Raw genomic sequence first — 19,296 nt, forward strand, 5'->3', positions numbered from 1 at the left:
TCATGGCCGATACCGCCCGCCCCGGGGCCGTCCCCACCGGCGGGGCGCCGTCCTTCCCGGTCCCGACCATGCCCGCTCCCCCGGTCGGCGTGGTCGGGCTCGGCCAGCTGGGCGGGTCGCTGGCCGCCGCGCTGGCCGCCACCGGGCGCCCGGTCTCCGGCTGGGACGTCGACCCGGCGGCCCGGGACGCCGCGGCCGCGCGCGGGGTGCGGATCACCCGCGAGCTCTCCGGCGTCGTCGTCCTGGCCGTACCGCTGCCGGCGATGGCGACCGCGCTGGACGGGCTGGTGGTCGACCCCGACGCCACGGTGACCGACCTGGGCTCGGTGAAGGTGCCGGTGCTCGACGCGCTGGGCCCCGCACTCGGCCGGCGCTTCGTCGGCGGGCACCCCATGTGCGGCACGGAGCGGTCCGGCCACGGGGCGACGGACCCGGCGCTGTTCGCCGGGGCCCGCTGGGCCCTCTGCCTGGAGCCGGGCACCGAGCTGCCGCGGTGGCTGCGCGTCGCCGAGGTGGCGCTGGCCGTCGGCGCCGAGGTCGTACCGGTCACCGCCGCCGAGCACGACGACGCCGTGGCGGCGATCAGCCACGTTCCGCACCTGCTCGCCGCCGCCCTGGCCGCCGCGGCGGCCGAGGCCGGCCCCCTGGCGCTCGCGCTCGCCGCGGGGAGTTTCCGCGACGGCACGAGGGTCATCGGCAGCGACCCGGCTTTCGTGACCGCGATGGTGGAGGGCAACGCCGCCCCCACGTCCGCGGCGCTGGAGCGGGTCCGCGGGCAGCTGTCGCGCCCGTGGCCCGAACTGGTCGCCGCGGGTCACGCCGTCACCACCCGGGCGGCCGACCGGCGCACCGTCCGGGTTCCGCTGGACCGCGCCGCGCTGCTGGCCCTCGGCCGCGCCGGCGGCGCGGTGCACCGCCGGCTGGCCGCCTTCGTGGAGGGCTGGATCCCGGGGCAGGGCTGAGCGCCCCGGGGCACGCGGATCCCGTTTCGCGCCCGCCTCCCCGGGCACCGACCCGGTCATGGACGAGCAGGACATCTTGAAGCGCATCCACGCCCTCGTGGACGAGGAGCACTCGCTGCGCGAGAGCAGCGAGCACACCGACGAGACGCGGGCCCGCATGGGCAAGATCGAGGCCGACCTCGACCAGTGCTGGGACCTGCTGCGGCAGCGCCGCGCCAAGCGGCAGTACGACGAGGACCCCGACGAGGCACAGGTGCGCCCCGAGCAGCAGGTCGAGAGCTACCTCCAGTAGGGAGCCCCCTTCCCCCACCGCCGAGCCGCTCGCGCCGGGTGGGCGGCGAGCCGGGACCGGGCGCTGCCCGAGGTCGCGCTCTGCCCCGCCGGAGTGGGCAGAGGGCGACTGCCCGCAGGTGGTCCCCCGTCCCTTGCTCCCTCCACCGCGGGCGATCGAGGCGCCGCTCAGCACAGGCCGACCGCGCCGGTCCCCACGGGACCAGCTGCGGTCGGTCGTTCGGGTGGGGGTGCGCCGGGGCCGCGGTGTCCGCCGCCCACCTCCGGCGGCGGCTGCTACGCGGAGCGGAGTGCCGGCTCGCCGTGCTCGGTGCTCAGCAGCGCCAGCTGCCAGAGCAGCCGCGACCGCGGGTCGGTCACCTTCCGGCCCGTCACCGACTCGATCCGCCGCAGCCGGTGCATCACGGTGTTCCGGTGGCAGTACAGGGCGTCCGCGGCCCGCGTCGGCGAGCCGTCGCTGGCGAGGAACGCCGCGAGCGTGTCCAGCAGCACCGCGCGCTCGTCCCCGGGCAGCTCCAGCAACCCGCCGAGGGACTGGCCCACCAGGCGGGACCTGATCTCGGGCGAGTTGCTCAGCAACGCCTCGGGGAGCCGGTCGTCGATGCTCACCACGCGGCTCACCCCCGCCGGCAGCGTGCGGACCGCGGTCTCGGCCAGCCGGTACGCGGTGCCCACCGCGGGCGCACCCTCCACGACGTCGGACACCCCCACCGGGCCGTGCGCCGTCCCGCGCAGCAGCGCCAGCAGGTCGGCGGGGCGGGTGCCGCCGAGACCGACCAGCCCCACCTGCGCGTCACCGCGCACACCCCAGACCGAGCGCACGCCGCGCTTGAGCAGCGCCTCCCCCGGGGACCGCAGCGCCGGAACACCCTCGGGCCCCGGCAGCGCCACGACCGCCATGAGCCGGCCGTCCAGCGGTACGCCCAGGACCTCCGTGGCGGTGCGCACGAACGCCGGGTCGCTGCCCCGGCCGTCGAGCAGCCCGTCGATCGCCTGCTGGCGCGCCCGCTCGTCGACGCCCTCGAGGCGCCGCTGCTCTGTCCGGTAGCCCTCGGCCAGGGCGGCGCACTCGGCGTCGTTGGTCCGCCAGACCGACCCGGCGACCTCGAGCAGGAGGGTGTCGTGGTGCGCGGTGCCATCGCGGGAGACCGCCAGCAGCGTCTCCCAGGTGACCTGGCCGCCCAGCCGGTAGGCCCGGAGCACCGCCTCCAGCGGAAAGCCCTGGGCGGCCCGCCGCCGGCCCACTGCCCGGGCCGAGGCCAGGTGCGGGGTCCCGGTGCCCGACGCCGCAGCCATCAGGGAGTGCAGCCCGCCCTCCAGGTTCGACCGGGTGGAGTGCCGCAGGTCCTCCTCGGACTCCTCGACGAGCTGCCGGTAGGCGGGTTCGGTGCGGACGAGGACGTCGACCATGCGATCGGTCATCGCGTCGAGCTGCTCCAGCAGGCGGGGCGCCAGCTCCGCGAGCCTCGTCGCCACCTCCGGGCGGAACGGCTGCACGCGCTCACCCCCTCCTGACGCACCGCTGACAGCACAACCGGGCGCGCACGCGACTGTGCGCCGCGCCCATTGTGCGGGCGGGCGCAGGGCGACACGCGCCGCGGGGCCCAGTCGTGACCCAATCGAGGCCGGGATCGGCCGCCCTCGACGGGCTCGTCCAGGGGCTCCGATATCGACGTGGCAACGGGACGACTCACAGCACAACACGTTCTTGTGATCGCTGTGCGGTGCGCCCATTGTGACGGGTGACACGGCCGGGCAGGCTCAGCGGGACGTACTCGCGACCCGACCGTCACCACCCATGTCCGGGTGGTGCCGCACCGATGCAGAGGAGCAGTGGGCCCCTTGGCGCAGCCGACCGGCAGCCACCGAACACAGGAAATGACGCCCACCGCACGGCTCGAGATGACCGGGATCAACGTCGCCTTCGGCGGCGTGCTCGCCCTCACCGACGTCTCCGTGACCGTCGAGCCCGGGCAGGTGCACGGACTCATCGGCCCCAACGGCGCCGGCAAGACCACCCTGTTCAACGTCGCCTGCGGCCTCGTGCGCCCCACCTCGGGCCGCATCGTCTGGCGCGGCGAGGAGATGCGGCGGCTCAAGCCCAGCAAGCTCACCTCGCTCGGCATCGCCCGCACCCTGCAGGGCGTCGGCCTGTTCCCCGGCATGACGGTGCTGGAGAACGTCATGGTCGGGGCCCACCGCCACGCCCGGGCCGGTTTCGCCTCGGCACTCTTCGCCCTGCCGACGTCGGACAAGGACGAGCGGCTGCTGCGCGAGCGGGCCACCCGCGCGCTGGCCGAGCTCAACGCCGTCGAGTACGCCGGCCGCTACCCCGGCTCGCTGCCGTACCCGGTGCAGAAGCGGGTCGCGCTGGCGCGGGCCCTGGTCTCGGAGCCGGAGCTCCTGCTGCTCGACGAGCCCGCCAGCGGTCTGTCCGAGGACGAGATGAACGAGCTCGGCGAGCTGATCCGCTCCCTGGTCGGCCGGATGAGCGTGCTCCTGGTCGAGCACCACATGGACCTGGTCATGCGGGTCTGCGACCGGATCACCGTGCTCGACTCGGGCAAGCAGATCGCCGCCGGCACCCCGGCCGAGGTCCAGGCCGACCCCGCCGTCACCGAGGCCTACCTCGGTGACGCGGTCGACGCCGAGGCCGACGCCGCCGAGCTCACCCACGCCGAGGGAGGACGCCCCCATGCCTGAGACCCACGGCAGCACCGCCCTGTCGGCCACCGGCGGCACCGGCACCGCCACCCGCCTGCTCGAGGTCGAGGCCCTCACCTCCGCCTACGGCCCGGTCCGCGCCCTGGACGGCGTCAGCCTGGCCGCCGAGACCGGGCGGATCACCGCCGTCCTCGGTGCGAACGGCGCCGGCAAGACCACCCTGCTGCGCACCATCAGCGGCCTGGTCCGCCCCGTCTCCGGCCGGGTCGTCCTCGACGGCGAGGACATCACCAAGGCGCCGGTCGAGTCGATGGTCGCCAAGGGCATGGCGCACGTCCCCGAGGGCCGCGGCGTCATCGCCGAGCTGACCGTGGACGAGAACCTCCGCGTCGGCTCCCTGTTCCGCGGCAAGGTCGACAAGAGCGAGTTCGACCGCGTCTACGACCTCTTCCCGCGCATCGCCGAGCGCCGGAACAACGCCGCGCACACGCTCTCCGGCGGTGAGCGGCAGATGCTGGTCATCGGCCGCGCGCTGCTGGCCAAGCCCCGCATCCTCCTGCTCGACGAGCCCTCGCTGGGCCTGGCCCCGCGGATCGTCGCCCAGATCTTCGGGCTGCTCCGCCAGCTGGTCGACTCCGAAGGGCTCTCGGTGCTGCTCGTCGAGCAGAACGCCCGCAGCGCCCTGTCGGTGGCCGATGTCGGCGTCGTCCTCAACCTCGGCAAGGTGGTCGTCACCGACTCCGCCCGCACGCTGATGGCCGACGAGGACCTCCGGCACGCCTACCTCGGTTTCTGACCCTCCCCGCACAGCCAGGAAGGCTTCCTCCTCCGTGGACTACTTCGTCAACGTGACCCTGACCGGGTTGACCCAGGGCATGATCTACTCCGCCTTCGCCCTGGCCCTGGTCCTCATCTGGCGATCGACCCGCATCGTCAACTTCGCGCAGGGCTCGATGGCCGCGGCCACCACGTTCATCGCCCTCGCCCTGATCCAGGCCGGCCAGTCCTACTGGGTCGCCCTGATCGTCGCCCTCGCCTCCGGCTTCGTGCTCGGCGCGATCGTGGAGCGGGTCATCATCCGCCCGGTCGAGGGCGGCCCCGAGCTCAACGCCGTGATCGTGACCCTGGGTCTCTTCGTCGCCATCCAGGCCTCGATCGCGATCATCTTCGGCTCGTCGTTCCAGTCGTTCCCCACGCCGTTCGGCGTCCGGGGCCTGGAGATCGGCGACTCGACCATCCCGCTGACCCCCACGAGCCTCTACGTCATCGGCTCGGTGCTGGTGGTCATGGGCCTGCTGGTCGCGCTGTTCCGCTTCACCCGCATCGGCCTGGCCATGCGCGCCTCGGCGTTCAGCCAGGAGGTGGCCCGGCTCCTCGGCGTGAAGGTCGGCAGCATGCTCACCCTCGGCTGGGGTCTGGCCGCCGTCGTCGGCTCGCTGTCCGGGCTGCTCATCGCCGGTGGCACGTTCGTCTGGCCCGCCTACATGGACGCCCTGATCGTGTTCGGCTTCGTCGCCGCGATCATCGGCGGGCTCGACTCGCCGGTCGGCGCGATCGTCGGCGGGCTGATCCTCGGCCTGGCGCTGAGCTACGTGAGCGGCTACGCCCCGCGCGGCAGCGCCCTGGTCAACATCTCCGCACTGGTCATCCTCATCGTCGTCCTGCTCGTGCGACCCGGTGGCCTGTTCAGCAGCGCGACGGCTCGGAGGGCATGACGATGAGCGACCTGCAGAGCCCCGCTTCCACCGGCACCGCGGGCAAGGCGAGCAGCGACGCCCCGGTCAAGGCGACCGCCGGCGGGGACGCCCCCTCGGCGCCCGCGAAGGCCGGCCGTTCCTTCCTGCCGCAGTCCACGCTGCTGCGCCACCTGCTGGTGCTGGCGGGCTGCGCCGTGCTGGCGGTGGTGATCCTGGAGATCACCAGCCCGTTCCAGAACTCGCAGCTGGCGACGTTGACCTACTACGCCATCGCCGCCGGCGGCCTGACCGTGCTCACCGGCATGAACGGCCAGATCTCGCTCGGGCACGGTGCGCTCATGGCGGCCGGCGCCTACACGACGGCGTTGTTCCTCGACGCAGACGAGCCGCTGCCCCTGCCGGTGATCCTGCTGGCGTCCGTCGTCGTCGCCACGGCGATCGGCGCCCTCGTCGGGGTGGCCGCAGCCCGGCTGCACGGCCCGTACCTCGCCGGTGCGACGCTCGCCCTCGCGGTCGGGCTCCCCGGTCTGGCGATCTACTTCCACGACACCTTCGGCGGCGAGCAGGGCATGCGGGTGCGCGCCCCGCAGGCGCCGGAGTGGTTCGACGGCTTCATCGACGCCGTCTCGGGCAACTCGGCCTCGAGCACCAAGTGGCTCGCCTACGTCGGCGCCATCTGCCTGCTGATCACGTACTTCTTCCTGGCCAACCTGGTCCGCAGCCGCATCGGCCGCACCTGGCGGGCGGTGCGTGACCAGGAGGTCGCCGCCGAGCTGGCCGGCATCAACCTCGGCGCCTGGCGCGTGCTGGCCTTCGTCGTCAGCGCCGCGGCGGCCGGTCTCGCCGGTGGCGTGCTGGCCATCGTCGTCCGCCTCGCGGCCCCCAGCGGCTTCACCATCGTGCTCTCGCTGGCGCTGCTGACCGCGATCGTCATCGGTGGCCTGGGCAGCCTGCTCGGCGCCCTCCTCGGCTCGGCCCTGCTGGTCTTCCTGCCGCCGTTCGTCACGAACCTCGGTGGCGACCTCGGGCTCAGCCAGACCGAGGCCGCCCAGCTGGCCCCGTTCGTCTACGGCGTCGTGCTGATCGTCGTGATGATCTTCGTCCCGGCCGGCTTCGTGGGGACCATCCGCCTCCGCTGGATGACCCGCAAGGCCAAGCGGGCCATGGCCCGGGCCGGTGCCGACGGCGCGAGCAGCAGGGGGTGAGGGCGACCCCCTCCATCCGCCGCACGCGACACCTCCACCCGCACCACCAGCCCACACCGACTCCCGGGCACCGATGCCCGGGCCGCACCAGAGGAGCACTGTTGTCCAGATCCTCCCGACGTCTCATGACCACGATCGCCGCGGCGACCGTCCTGTCCACGCTCGCCGCCTGCGGCGGCAGTGACGACAGCGCCGGTGGCTCCGGTGGTGGCGGGGGCGGGGGCGAGAACGAGGCCTCCGACATCGGCGTCACCGAGACCTCGATCAAGCTCGGCGCCCACTACCCGCTGACCGGCGTGGCCGCCCCCGGCTACAGCGAGATCCCGACCGGCGTGCAGGCCTACTTCGAGTGCCTGAACCAGGAGGGCGGGATCTACGACCGGGAGATCGAGTTCATCTTCCGGGACGACGCCTACAACCCGACCCAGACCAGCCAGGTCACGAACGAGCTCGTCCTCGAGGACGAGATCTTCGCGATGATGAGCGGGCTCGGCACCCCCACCCACAGCGCGGTGATCGACTTCCTCAACGACGAGGGCGTCCCCGACCTGTTCGTCTCCTCCGGCTCACTCCTCTGGGGCGAGAACCCCGAGGAGTACCCGATGTCGTTCGGGTGGCAGACCGACTACATGAGCGAGGGCAAGATCATCGGTGAGTACATCGCCGAGAACTTCCCCGACGCGCAGGTCGGGCTCTTCCTCCAGGACGACGACTTCGGCGAGGACGGCGAGGCCGGCATCCGCCAGTACATCGACGACCAGATCGTCGCGGCCGAGCGCTACACCCCGGGCAACACCAACGTCGGCCCGCAGATCGCGGCGCTGCAGGCGGCCGGCGCCGACTTCGTCGTCGGCTTCAACGTGCCCAGCTACACCGCGCTGTCGCAGCTGACCGCGCTGCAGCTCGGCTACGACCCGCAGTGGTTCTACTCCAACGTGGGTTCGGACCCGACGCTGGTCGGCGGCCTGCTCAACCGCTTCAGCGAGGGCGCCGTCAGCGACGCCGCCCTGCTCGACGGCGCGCTGACCACCGGTTACCTGCCGACGGTCGACCAGGCCGACAACCCGTGGATCCAGGAGTTCCAGCGGATCTGGGACGAGTGCGGTGGCGAGGGCGAGCTGACCAACTACCGCGTCTACGGCATGGCGCAGGCCTACACCATGGCCCAGGCCCTGCAGGCCGCCGGCCAGAACCCGACGCGCGAGGGCCTGGTCGAGGCCGTCGAGACCGCCGGTGGCGAGTGGGAGGGGCCCGTGTTCGCGCCCTTCCGCTACTCCGAGGAGAGCCACATGGGCACCAGCGGCATGTCCATCGAGCGCATCGTGGGCAACGGCTCGGAGGTCGTCCAGGAGGTCCGCGTGACCGACATCGGTGACGCCCCGATCGAGGAGTTCGACGGCGAGCCGGCCACCCCGCCGACGAACGCCATCCCCGACGAGGAGTCCGTGGTCGACTGACGAAGGACCACCCTTCCCCCGACGCCTCGCTAGCGCGGCGCGGGACCCTGGAGGGTGGCCGTTCCAGCACCTCACCGGCGGGCCGCCGGTCTCCTCCGGGAGACCGGCGGCCCGTCCGCTTCCGGGGGCCGTGCAGGCGCGCTGCCCGGCACCGGGAGGGCGTGAACGGTCCCGCAGAGCGCGGCGACGGGGGACACTTCGCCCTTGAAGTGTGTGCCGAGTTGATCTCGGGGTAGGACGCCCGCCGAGGTGCGTCCGCAGGTGTGCGCACCGGATGGAGCGCAGGAGGGCAGCGGCATGGTCGACGCACCGTCGTTCGAGGCACGGACCATCCAGCGGGCGGTGGTCACCGGAGGCGCCGGGTTCCTCGGCTCGCACCTGTGCGAGCAGCTGCTGGAGCGCGGGGTCGAGGTCGTCTGCCTGGACAACTTCCTCACCGGCGCCCCGGAGAACGTCTCCCACCTGATGGAGCACCCGGGCTTCCGGCTGGTCCGCTGCGACGTCACCGACTACGTCCACGTGCCCGGCCCGGTCGACCTCGTCCTGCACTTCGCCTCGCCGGCCAGCCCGATCGACTACCTGAAGATGCCGATCGAGACCCTCAAGGTCGGCAGCCTCGGCACCCTGCACACCCTCGGCCTGGCCCAGGAGAAGGGCGCGCGCTACGTGCTGGCGTCCACCTCGGAGGTCTACGGCGACCCGCTGCAGCACCCGCAGACCGAGGAGTACTGGGGCAACGTCAACCCGGTGGGCCCGCGCGGGGTCTACGACGAGGCGAAACGGTTCAGCGAGGCGCTGACCACCGCCTACCGGACGTCGAAGGGCACCGACACCGGCATCGTGCGCATCTTCAACACCTACGGGCCCCGCATGCGCGCCGACGACGGCCGCGCGATCCCCGCGTTCGTCAACCAGGCGCTGGACGGGCGGCCGCTCACCGTCGCCGGAACGGGCTCGCAGACCCGCTCCATCTGCTACGTCGACGACACCGTCGCCGGCATCCTGGCCCTCTCCTTCTCCCACCACCCCGGGCCGGTGAACATCGGCAACCCCGACGAGCTGTCGATGCTCGCGCTGGCGCGGTGGATCGTGGAGCTCACCGGTTCGGACTCCCCCATCGACCACATCCCGCTGCCGGTCGACGACCCCAAGGTCCGCCGCCCCGACACCACGCGCGCCGAGCAGCTGCTGGGCTGGCGGCCCCGGGTGACCTCCGAGGAGGGCCTCCGGCGCACCGTCGACTGGTTCGCCGCGCAGCGGACGGTCGCTGCCCCCGCTCTCTGACGGTCCGTCACGGATCGTGCGACGAGGGTCACCCCTTAGCGACGCGGGACACATCTAATCTGGAACGGCGCGCTCGGGGGAGCCGCATCCACCCCGAGTCGATCTCAGAGAGCGAGCATGGGCCGTCACGCAGATCCAGCAGCCACGCGCCGTTCGGTGCCTCCGGTTCTCGTCGCCGCGGGCCTGGCGATCGTCCTGGTCCTCGGTGGGCTGGTCTGGTGGCTGGCGGGGACCGGCGGTGGGTGCGACGAGACGGTCACGGTCGACGTCGCCGTGGCCCCGGAGCTCGGCGCGCTGACCGAGGAGCTGCTCGCCGACGTCGAGTCGCCCGACGAGGCGCTCTGCGTCGACGCCGAGGTCACCGCCCAGCAGCCGCTGCAGACCGCAGGTGACCTCAGCGCCCTCGACGAGGACGCGCTGCCCGACGTGTGGGTGCCCGACTCGTCGCTCTGGCCGGCCCGCGTCGCCGGCGCCCAGCTGGAGCAGGTCGGCTCCATGGCGATCTCCCCCGTCGTGCTGGCCACCAGCGAGGGCGTCGTCGAGGAGCTGGGCTGGGCCGGGCAGGGGCCGGGCTGGGCCGAGGCGCTCGGCACCGGGCGGCCGCTGGCCGTGCCCGACCTGGCCGCGAGCGCCGAGGCGCTCTCCGCGCTGGCCGCGGTGCGCACCGCTCTCGGTGGCGACACCGACGCCGACAACGCCGTGGTGGCCGCGGTGCTCGCCGCCGCGCGCAGCACCGAGCTCACCGCAGGGGAGGCGCTGACCGCCGGCAGCGAGGGTGGCGCCGACGCCCCGCTGGTGCCGGTGAGCGAGCAGGAGGTCTACGCGATCAACCAGGAGGCCGAGGGCTCGTCCCTGGTCGCGGTCTACCCCGCCGAGGGCTCCCCGGCGCTGGACTACCCCGTCCTCACCGTGAGCGGGCCCACCGGGGCCCAGCAGCGCGCCGTCGAGATCGTCACCGATCGCCTCCTCTCGGAGGACGCGCAGGTCGCCGTCCGGGACGCGGGCTTCCGCGGGCCGGAGGGCGCCGCCCCGCCCGGCGCCGGTGCCGACACCGGGATCGCCGAGGCGGCCCCCGAGCTGCTGCCCCTGGACGCCCCGCAGGTGCAGGCGCTGCTGACCCGGCTCTCCAGCCTCGCCGCACCGTCGCGCGTCCTGACCGTCTTCGACGTCTCCACGTCCATGGAGGCCCCGGTGAACGGTGGCACGCGGGCCACCCTGGCCCGGGACGCCGCCCGGAGCACGCTCGCCCTCGTCCCCGACGACTACGCCCTCGGCCTCTGGGCCTTCGCCTACGAGTTGAACGGCGAGCAGGACTGGACCGAGCTGGTGCCCACCCGCGAGCTCGACGCCGACGTCGGCGGCCAGACGCAGCGCGCCGTCCTCGACGAGCAGCTGCAGACCATCCCCGACCGGCTGACCCCCGGTGGGACGGGGCTCTACGACACCACGCTGGCCGCTGTGCGGGCCGCGCGGGAGAACTACGACCCGACGGCGGTGAACAGCGTCCTGGTCGTCACGGACGGCACCAACGAGGACGACGCCGAGGGCACCAGCCTGGAGAACCTGCTCAGCACGCTGGAGTCCGAGGCCGACCCCGACCGGCCGGTCAAGGTCATCGGTGTCGCCCTGGGCCCGGACGCCGACCTCAGCGCCCTCGAGGAGATCGCCGAGGCCACCGGCGGCGCGGCGTACTCGGCCGTCGAGGAGGAGGACCTGCAGATGGTCCTCTTCGACGCCCTGCGCCAGCGCGGGTAGCCGCCGTCCTCCCTCGTCGTGGAGCGTCCTCTCCCACCGCGCACCGCGAGGGAGGACGCTCCGGGATCAGGTGACCTGATCCCGGCAGCTGGGCAGGGTGGCGAGGGCCTCCAGGACCTCGTCGACGGTGATCTCCTCCAGCGCGGGGTCCAGCTCGGTGCCCCACGGGTCACCCGTGCCGTCACCGTGCCAAACCACGACGTGCTGCGGGCGCGGCGGCGGCCCCCACAGCGCCGGCGACACCGGGCCGAAGAGCACCACGGAGGGTCGCCGGTAGGCGGTCGCCAGGTGCGCGACGCCGGTGTCGCCGCACACGACCAGCCCGGCGGCGGCCACCACCGCGGCGAGCTCCGTCGACGTCGTCCGCCCGGCGAGCACGGCCGTCTCCGGGAGCCCCGCGGCCGCGGCCACCGACCGGGCCAGCTCGACCTCGGCCGGGCCGCCGGTGATCCGCACGTCGTGACCGCCGTCGGCGAGGTGCCGGGCGACGGCGGCGAAGCGCTCGGCCGGCCAGCGCCGGCCGGGGAACGCCGCCCCGGGGTGCACGACGGCGGCTCCCCGGACCGGCGGGGGCACGGCCGGCACCGCGATGTCGAGGGCGTCGGGGTCGGCGTCCACGCCCAGCCCCTCGGAGACCAGCCGGCACCAGCGCCGGACCTCGTGCTCGTCGGGGTACCACGCCGGCCCGGGGTAGCCCGGGCTGGCGAAGGTGAGCAGCCGCCGCGGGCGCAGGTCGGCGACGACCACGTGCGACGCCGGGCCCTTGCCGTGCAGGTCGACGGCGAGCTCCGGGGGCGGGCCGGCCCAGTCCAGGGGCTCCAGCTCGCGGGCGGGCAGGACCTCGTCGACCGCGTCGATCAGCTCGGCCAGCGGCTGCAGCGCCGTCGTCGTCGCCAGCACGAGCCGGTGGCCGGGCACGGCCGCCCGCACCGCCCGGATGGCGGGCACGCCGGTGAGCAGGTCACCCAGCCCCAGCGGCCGGAGGACCACGGCCGTCGGCCTCATACGCGGGAGCGCTCGACCAGGGCCGTGGTCGAGTGGCCGTCGAGGTAGGGCAGGACGACGGCCTGACCACCCCAGCTGCGCAGCACCTCGGCCTCGGGCAGGTCGGCACCGGCGTAGTCGCCGCCCTTGGCCCACACGTCGGGGCGCAACCGGTCGAGCACCTGGGTGGGGGTGTCCTCCTCGAAAACCACCACGGCGTCGACGAACTCCAGGGCCTCCAGCACGCGGGCCCGGTCGGGTGCGGTGACCAGCGGCCGCGAGGGGCCCTTGACCCGGCGCACCGAGTCGTCGGAGTTGATGCACACGACGAGGCAGTCCCCCAGGCCGCGGGCGGCGCGCAGCGTGGCGACGTGCCCCGGGTGCAGCAGGTCGAAGCAGCCGCCGGTGGCGACGACGGTGCCCCCGGCCGCGCGCACCCGCGCGATGACGCCGTCCGCCCCGGGATCGGGAGCCGCCCCCTCGACCCGCTCGTCGGCGTCCCACGCGGTCGCCCCGCCGCGGGCGACGAACGCCGAGGCGAAGGCCACCGCGGCGGCGACCGCCTCACCGGTGACCGCGCCGTCGGCGAGGGCCAGCGCTGCGGCCGCCGCGAAGGAGTCGCCGGCGCCGCAGGGGTCGCCACCGGTCACCGCGACCGCGGGCACCACCATCGGCGCGCCGGTGCCGTAGGAGAGGAGCGCGCCGCGGGCGCCCATCGTCACCGCGACCGCGCCCACGCCCCAGTGGCGGATGAGCGCCTCCGCTCGCGCACCGACGGCCGCCAGGCCCTCGCCGTCCACGGCCGGGACCACGCGGGCGGCCTCCGCCCCGTTGGGCGTGACCAGGCGGGCGCTGGGTACCGGGTCGGCGCCCCGCGGGTGCGGGTCCCAGACCACGGGGCCGCGGGCCTCGGCGAGGGCGGCGCGCACGGCGGGATCGGCCGTCGTCCCCCGGCCGTAGTCGGCGACGAGGACGGCGGCGGCGTCCCGGATCGCCTCGGCGGCCGCGGCCGGGAGCTCCCCGAGCACCGCGGTGGGCGCCCCGCTGTCCAGCCGGGCGACGGAGTGGTCGCCGACCCGCACCCGCTGCTTCACGGCGGTGCCGCCGGTGGCCGGGATCTCGACCAGGCGGACCCGGCCGGCGAGCAGGGCGCGCAGCCTCTCGGCGTCCTCGTCGGAGTCGAGCGGCGCGACCAGCACCACCTCGCGCGAGCCCGCCGAGGCAGCGATGACCGCCGCCAGCGCGGCGCCGCCGGGGCGTTCCCGCCGCTCGATGTCCTCCACCACCGGCACCGGGGCGTCGGGGGTCAGCCGCGACGCCGTGCCGACGAGGTCGACGTCGAGCAGCGCGTCGCCGACGACGACCAGCGGCCGGGCGCTCACTGCGCCGCCTCGAACGACGGCCCCGTCGGCACCCGGGGCGGGTCGGCGAGCACGGCCGCGTCGAAGGCGGCGCAGACCAGGTGCAGGGCGGCCAGGTGGCACTCCTGCACGGTGGCGGTCCACGGGGAGTCGATGCAGACCGCCTCGTCGGCGGCGGCGGCCAGCGGGTTGGGCGCCGGCCCGGTGATCGCCAGCGTGGTGATCCCGCAGTCGCGGGCCCGCCGGGCGGCGGCGACCGCGTTCGGTGACCGGCCCGACGTCGAGAGCAGGACGAGCACGTCGCCCTCCCGGCCGTGGGCCTCGACCTGCCGGGCGAAGAGCTCGTCGGCCGGGTAGTCGTTGGCGATCGCGGTCAGCGAGGAGGTCTCCGCGGTGAGGCAGATGGCGGAGAAGGGCGGCCGGTCGGCGCGGTAGCGGCCCACCAGCTCCGCGGTGAGGTGCTGGGCCTGGGCCGCGCTGCCGCCGTTGCCCGCGGCCAGCAGCCGCCCCCGGGACGGGCCGCACAGGACGTCGGCCAGCAGCCGCCCCCAGCGGTCGAGCACCGGCAGCTGCGCCTCCAGCGAGCGCAGGGCGTTGCGCAGCGAGGCGACGTGGTCGGCCCCGGTCAGGTGGGTGCAGGTGTCCGGCGCCGGAACCTCGCGCGCCGGGTCCTGGGTCGCGACGTTCTCGAAGAACGAGTGCGGGGTGACGCTCATCGGGCGACCTCCACGGGGCTGCGCCGGGTCAGGACCTGGCGGTAGACGGTCTCGGTGTCGGCGACGACGCGGGACCAGCGGTAGCGGGTGCGGGCCCGCTTCACCCCCGCGGCTCCGTAGGCGGCGCGCCGCTCGTCGTCGGCGAGCAGCGCGGCGAGCACCGCGCCGAGGCGCTCGGGGTCGCGCGGTGGGACGAGGTCACCGGTGACCCCGTCGACGACGGTGTCCTGCAGCCCACCGACGGCCGTCGCGACGACCGGGCGGGCGCAGGCCATGGCCTCCAGCGGGGTGATGCCGAAGGGCTCGTACCACGGGACGGCGAGGACGACGTCGGCCGAGCGGATCCAAGCCGGGACGTCGGCGCGGGCCACGGCGCCGGTGAAGACCAGCCGGTCGGCGACGCCGGCCGCGGCCGCGAGGGCGCGCAGCCGGGTCACCTCGGGGTCGGCGTCGAGCTCCCCCGCCGGCGGGCCGCCCACGACGACGAGCTCGGCGTCGGGCACCGCGCGCAGCGCTCGGACGGCGTCGTCCTGGCCCTTGCGCTCGACCAGCCGGCCGAGGACGAGCAGCCGCCTGCGCTCCCCCCGCGGGGCGACCGCGCCACGGGGCGTGAACACCGAGGTGTCGACGCCGCAGGGCACGATCGAGACGCGGTCGGTGGTCAGCCCGAGGCGGCGCAGCTCGAACACCTCGTCGGAGCAGGTCGCCACCACGTGGGTCACGTCGCGGCAGAGCCCCCGCTCGAGGTCGATCCGCTCGGCGGGCGAGGTGTCGGCGTCCCCCTGGTGGCGGCGCTTGACCGAGCCCAGGGCGTGGAAGGTCTGCAGCACCGGGACCGGCGCGAGCAGGCTGGCCGAGGCCTCGACCGAGGCCAGGCCGCTCATCCAGAAGTGCGCGTGCACGACGTCGGGGGGCTGGACCGCCCAGCCGTGCCGCAGCACCCGCGCGAAGGCCGGCATGTGCTCGAGCAGCTCGTCCTTGGGCAGCGGCTCGGCGGGGCCGGCGGTGACGTGGACGACGTCGTAGCCGTCCGGCGTGACCACCCGCTCGGGCAGCGACGCGTCGTCGCGGCGGGTGTGCACGGTGACCTCGTGCCCGCGCTGCGCGAGCCCGGCGGCGAGGGCCGCGACGTGCACGTTCTGCCCACCGGCGTCCACGCCGCCGATCGCGGCGAGCGGGCTGGCGTGCTCGCTGACCAGGTGGATCCTCATCGACGCACCTCCGGTGTCGGAGCGGACCGGCTTCGCCGGACTGACAGGCACATCACCGGGTCACCTCCTCGAGCAGCGCGTCCCAGTCGCGCAGGAACCGCGCCAGGCCGTAGCGCTCCAGTGCCGCCGCACGGGCGGCCTTGCCGGCGAGACGGGCCGCGTCCGGGTCGTCGAGGAACTGGCGCACCCCGTCCCAGAGACGCTCGGGGCGGGTGGAGACGACGCCGGCGTCGGCGGGCACCGCCTCGACCACCTCGGTGGTGGCCAGCGCGACCACGGGCATGCCCAGGTGCATGGCCTCCAGCAGGGAGAGGCCCAGGGAGGTCCAGCGCACCGGGTGCACGTAGACCCGGCGGCGGGCGAGCTCGGCGTGCATCGCCGCCTGCGGCGGGTCGTCGAAGAGCGCCACGCGGTCGGGGTCCAGGCCGCAGGCCTCGTGCAGGCCGGTCAGGCCCATGCCGAAGACGTCGACCGGTGCGACCGCGGCGAGCCCGGGCAGCAGGTCCGCGCCCACGGTGCGCCCCCGGCGGACCGGCTCGTTGGTGACGACGGCGGCGCGGGCCAGCTCGCCGGTCCACCGCTCCCCCGGGTCGACGATGCCGTGCTCGATCACCGTCGTCGTCGCCCGGCCGTTGTCGTAGAACAGCTCGTTGAAGTGCGTGACGTGCACGATCGGGATGTCGTCGCGGCCGGCCATCGGGTGCCGGGTGTGCGGGACCGGCCCGTCACCGGGCTCCAGCCCGGGCGCGTTGTGCTCCAGGAAGACCGCGGGCAGGTCGCGGCCCGGCTCGCGCCCGAGCCACTCGCGGCAGAGCTCGAGGTCTCGCGGGCGCTGGAGCACGACGACGTCGGGCTGCTCCTCGCGCAGCTGCGCGGGGGTGACCTCCCGCGCCGACGCCGGCCAGTCCCAGGTGCGGGCGCGACCCAGCCCGTCGCCGTCGCGGCCCGGCGTCACCGGGAGCAGGTAGTCGTGGCGGCCCTGGACGAACGCCGTCGTCCAGGAGCCGTGCACGTGCCAGATCAGGATCTTCACGCTCTCACCTGGGTGCTCGTCGCCGCCTCTCGGGCTGCGGGGCGGATGCGGTGGACGGCCGGCTGCTGGACCGCGCGCAACTTCTCCACCGCGGCGACCACGTCCGACGCGGTCACCTCGGTGAGGCAGGGGTGGCCGGGCACGGGGCACTCGCGGGCCCGGGTGCCGGCGCAGGGGGCCGACTGGTCGCCCAGCAGCACGCTGGGCACGCCGTAGGGCGCCCAGCGGACGGCGGGGACCACCGGCGCGAACAGCGAGACGACGGGCGTGCCCACGGCGGCGGCGAGGTGCGCCGGGCCGGTGTTGCCGACGACCACGGCGTCCGCGCCGTCGAGCAGCGCGGCCATCTGGGCCAGCGAGGTCTCGCCGCCGAGGTCGACGCCGCGGTCGCCGGCGACGGAGGCGGTCAGCGCGCGCTCGGCCGGGCCGCCGGTGACCAGGACCCGGTGGCCGGCGTCGGCGAGCGCCTCGACCGCCTCCGCGCAGCGCCGGGCCGGCCACGCACGCGCGGGCACGGAGGCGCCCGGGTGCAGCACGATGTACCCGGGCGACAGATCATCGCCCCGCGGCCCGGCGGCGGAAGGGTGCGCGACCGGGGGCAGGGGCCGGCGCACCGCCAGCCGGCCGTCGTCGCCGGCCGGCAGCTCGAACCCGGCGGCCCGTGCGAGCGACAGCGCGCGCTCGGGCTCCGGGAGGTCGTCCTCGACCCGGTGGCGGACGTCGAGCAGCGCACCGGGGTAGTCCACGCTGATCGCCGAGATGCGCGGCACGCCCGCCGTCCGGAGCACCAGCGCCAGGGGCAGGGGCGACTGGTGGAACGACGTGGAGATGACCGCCTCGTCCGGCGCGAGCGCCCGCAGGCGGTCGGTGAGGGCGGCGAGGTCGTCGGCGTCGACCGGCGGCGCGTCGCCGAGGATCCAGGGGCAGGCCCACGTCCACACCTCGTCGACGCCGGGCAGCAGCTCCGCCGCGGCCGCACCCGACGGTCCGGCGAGGAAGACGACGCGGTCGGCGCCGTGCGCGACCGCGCGCACGAGCGGGCCTTGCAGGAGGACGTCGCCGGCATTGTCGAGCCGGGCGACCAGGACGGTCCGCGGGGCCCTCACCACGACCCGACCAGGACGTCGTCGACGGCCGCGGGCAGACTCGTCGCGCGCTGTGGCGCCGCCGCCACCTCCTCGCGGCGGGTCACCGGGGTCGGCACCAGGATGCCCCGGGCGCCGGCCGCGGCCGCCGCCTCGACGTCGGCCCCGATGTCGCCCACGACGACGCAGCGGGCCGGGTCGACGCCGAGCTCGGCGCACGCGGCGAGGACCATCCCGGGCGCGGGCTTGCGGCAGTCGCAGCCGTCGTCCGGCCCGTGGGGGCAGACCTGGATCGTCTCGAAGGGACCGAGCAGCTCGTCGAGCCGCTTCATGCAGGCGTCGACCTGGTCGGGGGTGATGAGCCCGCGGGCGACGCCCGACTGGTTGCTGACCACGCCGACCCGCACGCCCCGGGCGCGCAGCCGGTCGAGCGCCTCCAGCGCCCCGTCCACCGGGCGCACCCACTCGGGGTCGCCGTTGTAGGGGAAGTCGTGCACCAGCGTGCCGTCGCGGTCGAAGAGCACCAGCTCGGGTAGCCCGCGCCACCGCTGCACGCCCACGTGCCGCACGACCCCGCGCAGCCAGTGCCAGGTGGCGAGCGGCGGGATCAGCGCGCTGGTGGCGAGCATCGTCGCCACCTCGGCGCGGTCCCGCGGACCGGGGGCGATCCGCCGCCAGGCGAACTCCGCGGTGCCGACGGCCCAGGCGGACGCCGCGGCGAGGGCGGCCCGCGGCCGCCGGGCTGCGGCGAGGCCGAGCGCGGCGACCGCCGCGGCGGTGACGGCGGTGTGCTGCGGCCGGCGGCCGAGGGCGGCGTCGGCCCGCTCCCGCCAGCCGGCGCCGTGCAGCCGCCGCATGAGGACGTCGTCGGCGTTGCCGGCCTGGACCCGGACGCTGACCCAGCGGTCCGCCGGCCGGACGGGGTGGGTGATCCACCGCTGCCCGCGGACCAGCCGTGCGCCGCTGTCCATGACGCGCAGCGCGAGGTCGGAGTCCTCGCGGAAGGCCCGGGGGAAGCGTTCGTCGAAGCCACCGACGGCGGCCAGCGCGCTGCGGCGGTAGGCGAGGTCGGCGGTGATCCAGCTGGAGGTGGCGAGCCCGGCGGTGCCGCGCTCCCAGTCCGTGGGGCGGCGGCCCTCGGGCAGCGGCACCCGGACCCGCCCCTGGCTGCCGGCGACGTCGGCCGGCAGGTCGGCGAGGTCGGCCGCCAGGCGTTCGTACCAGTCGGGGTCGGTGACCACGTCGTCGTCGAGGAAGGCGACCCACTCCGTGCGGGCGGTGCGCCAGCCGAGGTTGCGGGCGCGGGCGGGGCCACCGCCCCCGGTGCGGACCACGCGGACCGGCGGCAGGCCGGGGCGGTCGGGGTCCAGCGGCTCCCCGGTGGGGCGGTCGTCGACCACGATCAGCTCGGCGGGGCGCGGGCCCGGGGCAGCGGCCAGCGCGTCGAGCAGGACGTCCAGCGAGGGACGTCCGATCGTCGGCACGACCACGGTGCACTGCGCGAGCATGATCGCGTCCTGCCCGTTCTCGTACGGGCGAAACACTACGGGCTTGAAGTGTTCGGGAGGGCCCGCCTCCGGAGGATCCGCCC

At 75.2% G+C, this 19,296-nt stretch carries 17 protein-coding genes; 9 read left to right on the forward strand and 8 right to left on the reverse strand.

The genetic code is table 11. The features are described from left to right. Positions 1-2: 2 nt before the first annotated feature. Positions 3-962: a prephenate dehydrogenase gene (locus ACI794_RS14025; protein WP_456602937.1), complete on the forward strand. Its 960-nt coding sequence runs from the start codon at positions 3-5 to the stop codon at positions 960-962. Positions 963-1,020: 58 nt separating this feature from the next. After that, complete coding sequence (locus ACI794_RS14030; RefSeq protein ID WP_456580157.1) at positions 1,021-1,254, forward strand: DUF2630 family protein; 234 nt, start codon at positions 1,021-1,023, stop codon at positions 1,252-1,254. Positions 1,255-1,529: 275 nt separating this feature from the next. On the opposite strand, the gene ACI794_RS14035 is transcribed toward ACI794_RS14030, so the two are convergent. Next, positions 1,530-2,750, reverse strand: coding sequence for a PucR family transcriptional regulator (locus ACI794_RS14035; RefSeq protein ID WP_456602936.1), 1,221 nt, complete (start codon positions 2,748-2,750; stop codon positions 1,530-1,532). Positions 2,751-3,131: 381 nt separating this feature from the next. Here ACI794_RS14035 and ACI794_RS14040 point away from each other — a divergent pair, with 381 nt between their 5' ends. The 7 genes from ACI794_RS14040 to ACI794_RS14070 all read left to right on the forward strand — a co-directional run bounded on the left by ACI794_RS14040 (position 3,132) and on the right by ACI794_RS14070 (position 11,315). Then, positions 3,132-3,956 carry an ABC transporter ATP-binding protein gene (locus ACI794_RS14040; protein ID WP_456580155.1) on the forward strand — a complete coding sequence of 275 codons (825 nt, stop codon included), beginning with the start codon at positions 3,132-3,134 and terminating at the stop codon, positions 3,954-3,956. Next, positions 3,949-4,713, forward strand: a complete 765-nt coding sequence (locus ACI794_RS14045; protein WP_456580154.1) for an ABC transporter ATP-binding protein — start codon at positions 3,949-3,951, stop codon at positions 4,711-4,713. Before ACI794_RS14040 ends, ACI794_RS14045 begins: the two co-directional genes overlap by 8 nt. Before the next feature lie 34 nt (positions 4,714-4,747). Then, positions 4,748-5,632, forward strand: a complete 885-nt coding sequence (locus ACI794_RS14050; protein WP_456602935.1) for a branched-chain amino acid ABC transporter permease — start codon at positions 4,748-4,750, stop codon at positions 5,630-5,632. A 2-nt stretch (positions 5,633-5,634) separates the two neighbouring features. Continuing rightward, entirely contained in the window at positions 5,635-6,819 is a 1,185-nt protein-coding gene (locus ACI794_RS14055) for a branched-chain amino acid ABC transporter permease (RefSeq protein ID WP_456580152.1), read from the forward strand. Between the two features lie 101 nt (positions 6,820-6,920). Continuing rightward, positions 6,921-8,276 carry an ABC transporter substrate-binding protein gene (locus ACI794_RS14060; protein ID WP_456602934.1) on the forward strand — a complete coding sequence of 452 codons (1,356 nt, stop codon included), beginning with the start codon at positions 6,921-6,923 and terminating at the stop codon, positions 8,274-8,276. Positions 8,277-8,573: 297 nt separating this feature from the next. Continuing rightward, complete coding sequence (locus tag ACI794_RS14065) at positions 8,574-9,560, forward strand: UDP-glucuronic acid decarboxylase family protein (protein ID WP_456602933.1); 987 nt, start codon at positions 8,574-8,576, stop codon at positions 9,558-9,560. Positions 9,561-9,716: 156 nt separating this feature from the next. Beyond that, positions 9,717-11,315 carry a VWA domain-containing protein gene (locus ACI794_RS14070; protein ID WP_456616659.1) on the forward strand — a complete coding sequence of 533 codons (1,599 nt, stop codon included), beginning with the start codon at positions 9,717-9,719 and terminating at the stop codon, positions 11,313-11,315. Between the two features lie 66 nt (positions 11,316-11,381). On the opposite strand, the gene ACI794_RS14075 is transcribed toward ACI794_RS14070, so the two are convergent. From ACI794_RS14075 to ACI794_RS14105, 7 genes are read right to left on the reverse strand one after another with little or no spacing between them, the layout of a single operon-like run. Continuing rightward, on the reverse strand, positions 11,382-12,320 hold the full coding sequence (locus ACI794_RS14075; protein WP_456616660.1) for a glycosyltransferase family 9 protein: 939 nt from the start codon (positions 12,318-12,320) through the stop codon (positions 11,382-11,384). After that, positions 12,317-13,681, reverse strand: coding sequence for a D-glycero-beta-D-manno-heptose 1-phosphate adenylyltransferase (rfaE2, locus tag ACI794_RS14080; RefSeq protein WP_456616661.1), 1,365 nt, complete (start codon positions 13,679-13,681; stop codon positions 12,317-12,319). Before rfaE2 ends, ACI794_RS14075 begins: the two co-directional genes overlap by 4 nt. After that, positions 13,678-14,376 (reverse strand): D-sedoheptulose-7-phosphate isomerase, encoded by a 699-nt coding sequence (locus ACI794_RS14085; protein WP_456602929.1) that lies wholly within the window; start codon positions 14,374-14,376, stop codon positions 13,678-13,680. Before ACI794_RS14085 ends, rfaE2 begins: the two co-directional genes overlap by 4 nt. Next, entirely contained in the window at positions 14,373-15,587 is a 1,215-nt protein-coding gene (locus tag ACI794_RS14090; protein ID WP_456616662.1) for a glycosyltransferase, read from the reverse strand. The genes ACI794_RS14085 and ACI794_RS14090 overlap by 4 nt, the downstream gene beginning before the upstream one ends. 52 nt (positions 15,588-15,639) lie before the next feature. Continuing rightward, on the reverse strand, positions 15,640-16,620 hold the full coding sequence (locus ACI794_RS14095) for a glycosyltransferase (protein WP_456616663.1): 981 nt from the start codon (positions 16,618-16,620) through the stop codon (positions 15,640-15,642). Further along, positions 16,617-17,729, reverse strand: coding sequence for a glycosyltransferase family 9 protein (locus tag ACI794_RS14100; RefSeq protein WP_456616664.1), 1,113 nt, complete (start codon positions 17,727-17,729; stop codon positions 16,617-16,619). The genes ACI794_RS14095 and ACI794_RS14100 overlap by 4 nt, the downstream gene beginning before the upstream one ends. After that, positions 17,723-19,213: an HAD-IIIA family hydrolase gene (locus ACI794_RS14105; RefSeq protein ID WP_456616665.1), complete on the reverse strand. Its 1,491-nt coding sequence runs from the start codon at positions 19,211-19,213 to the stop codon at positions 17,723-17,725. The genes ACI794_RS14100 and ACI794_RS14105 overlap by 7 nt, the downstream gene beginning before the upstream one ends. Positions 19,214-19,296: the final 83 nt, after the last annotated feature.

Source organism: Blastococcus sp. SYSU DS0541 (assembly GCF_054050875.1).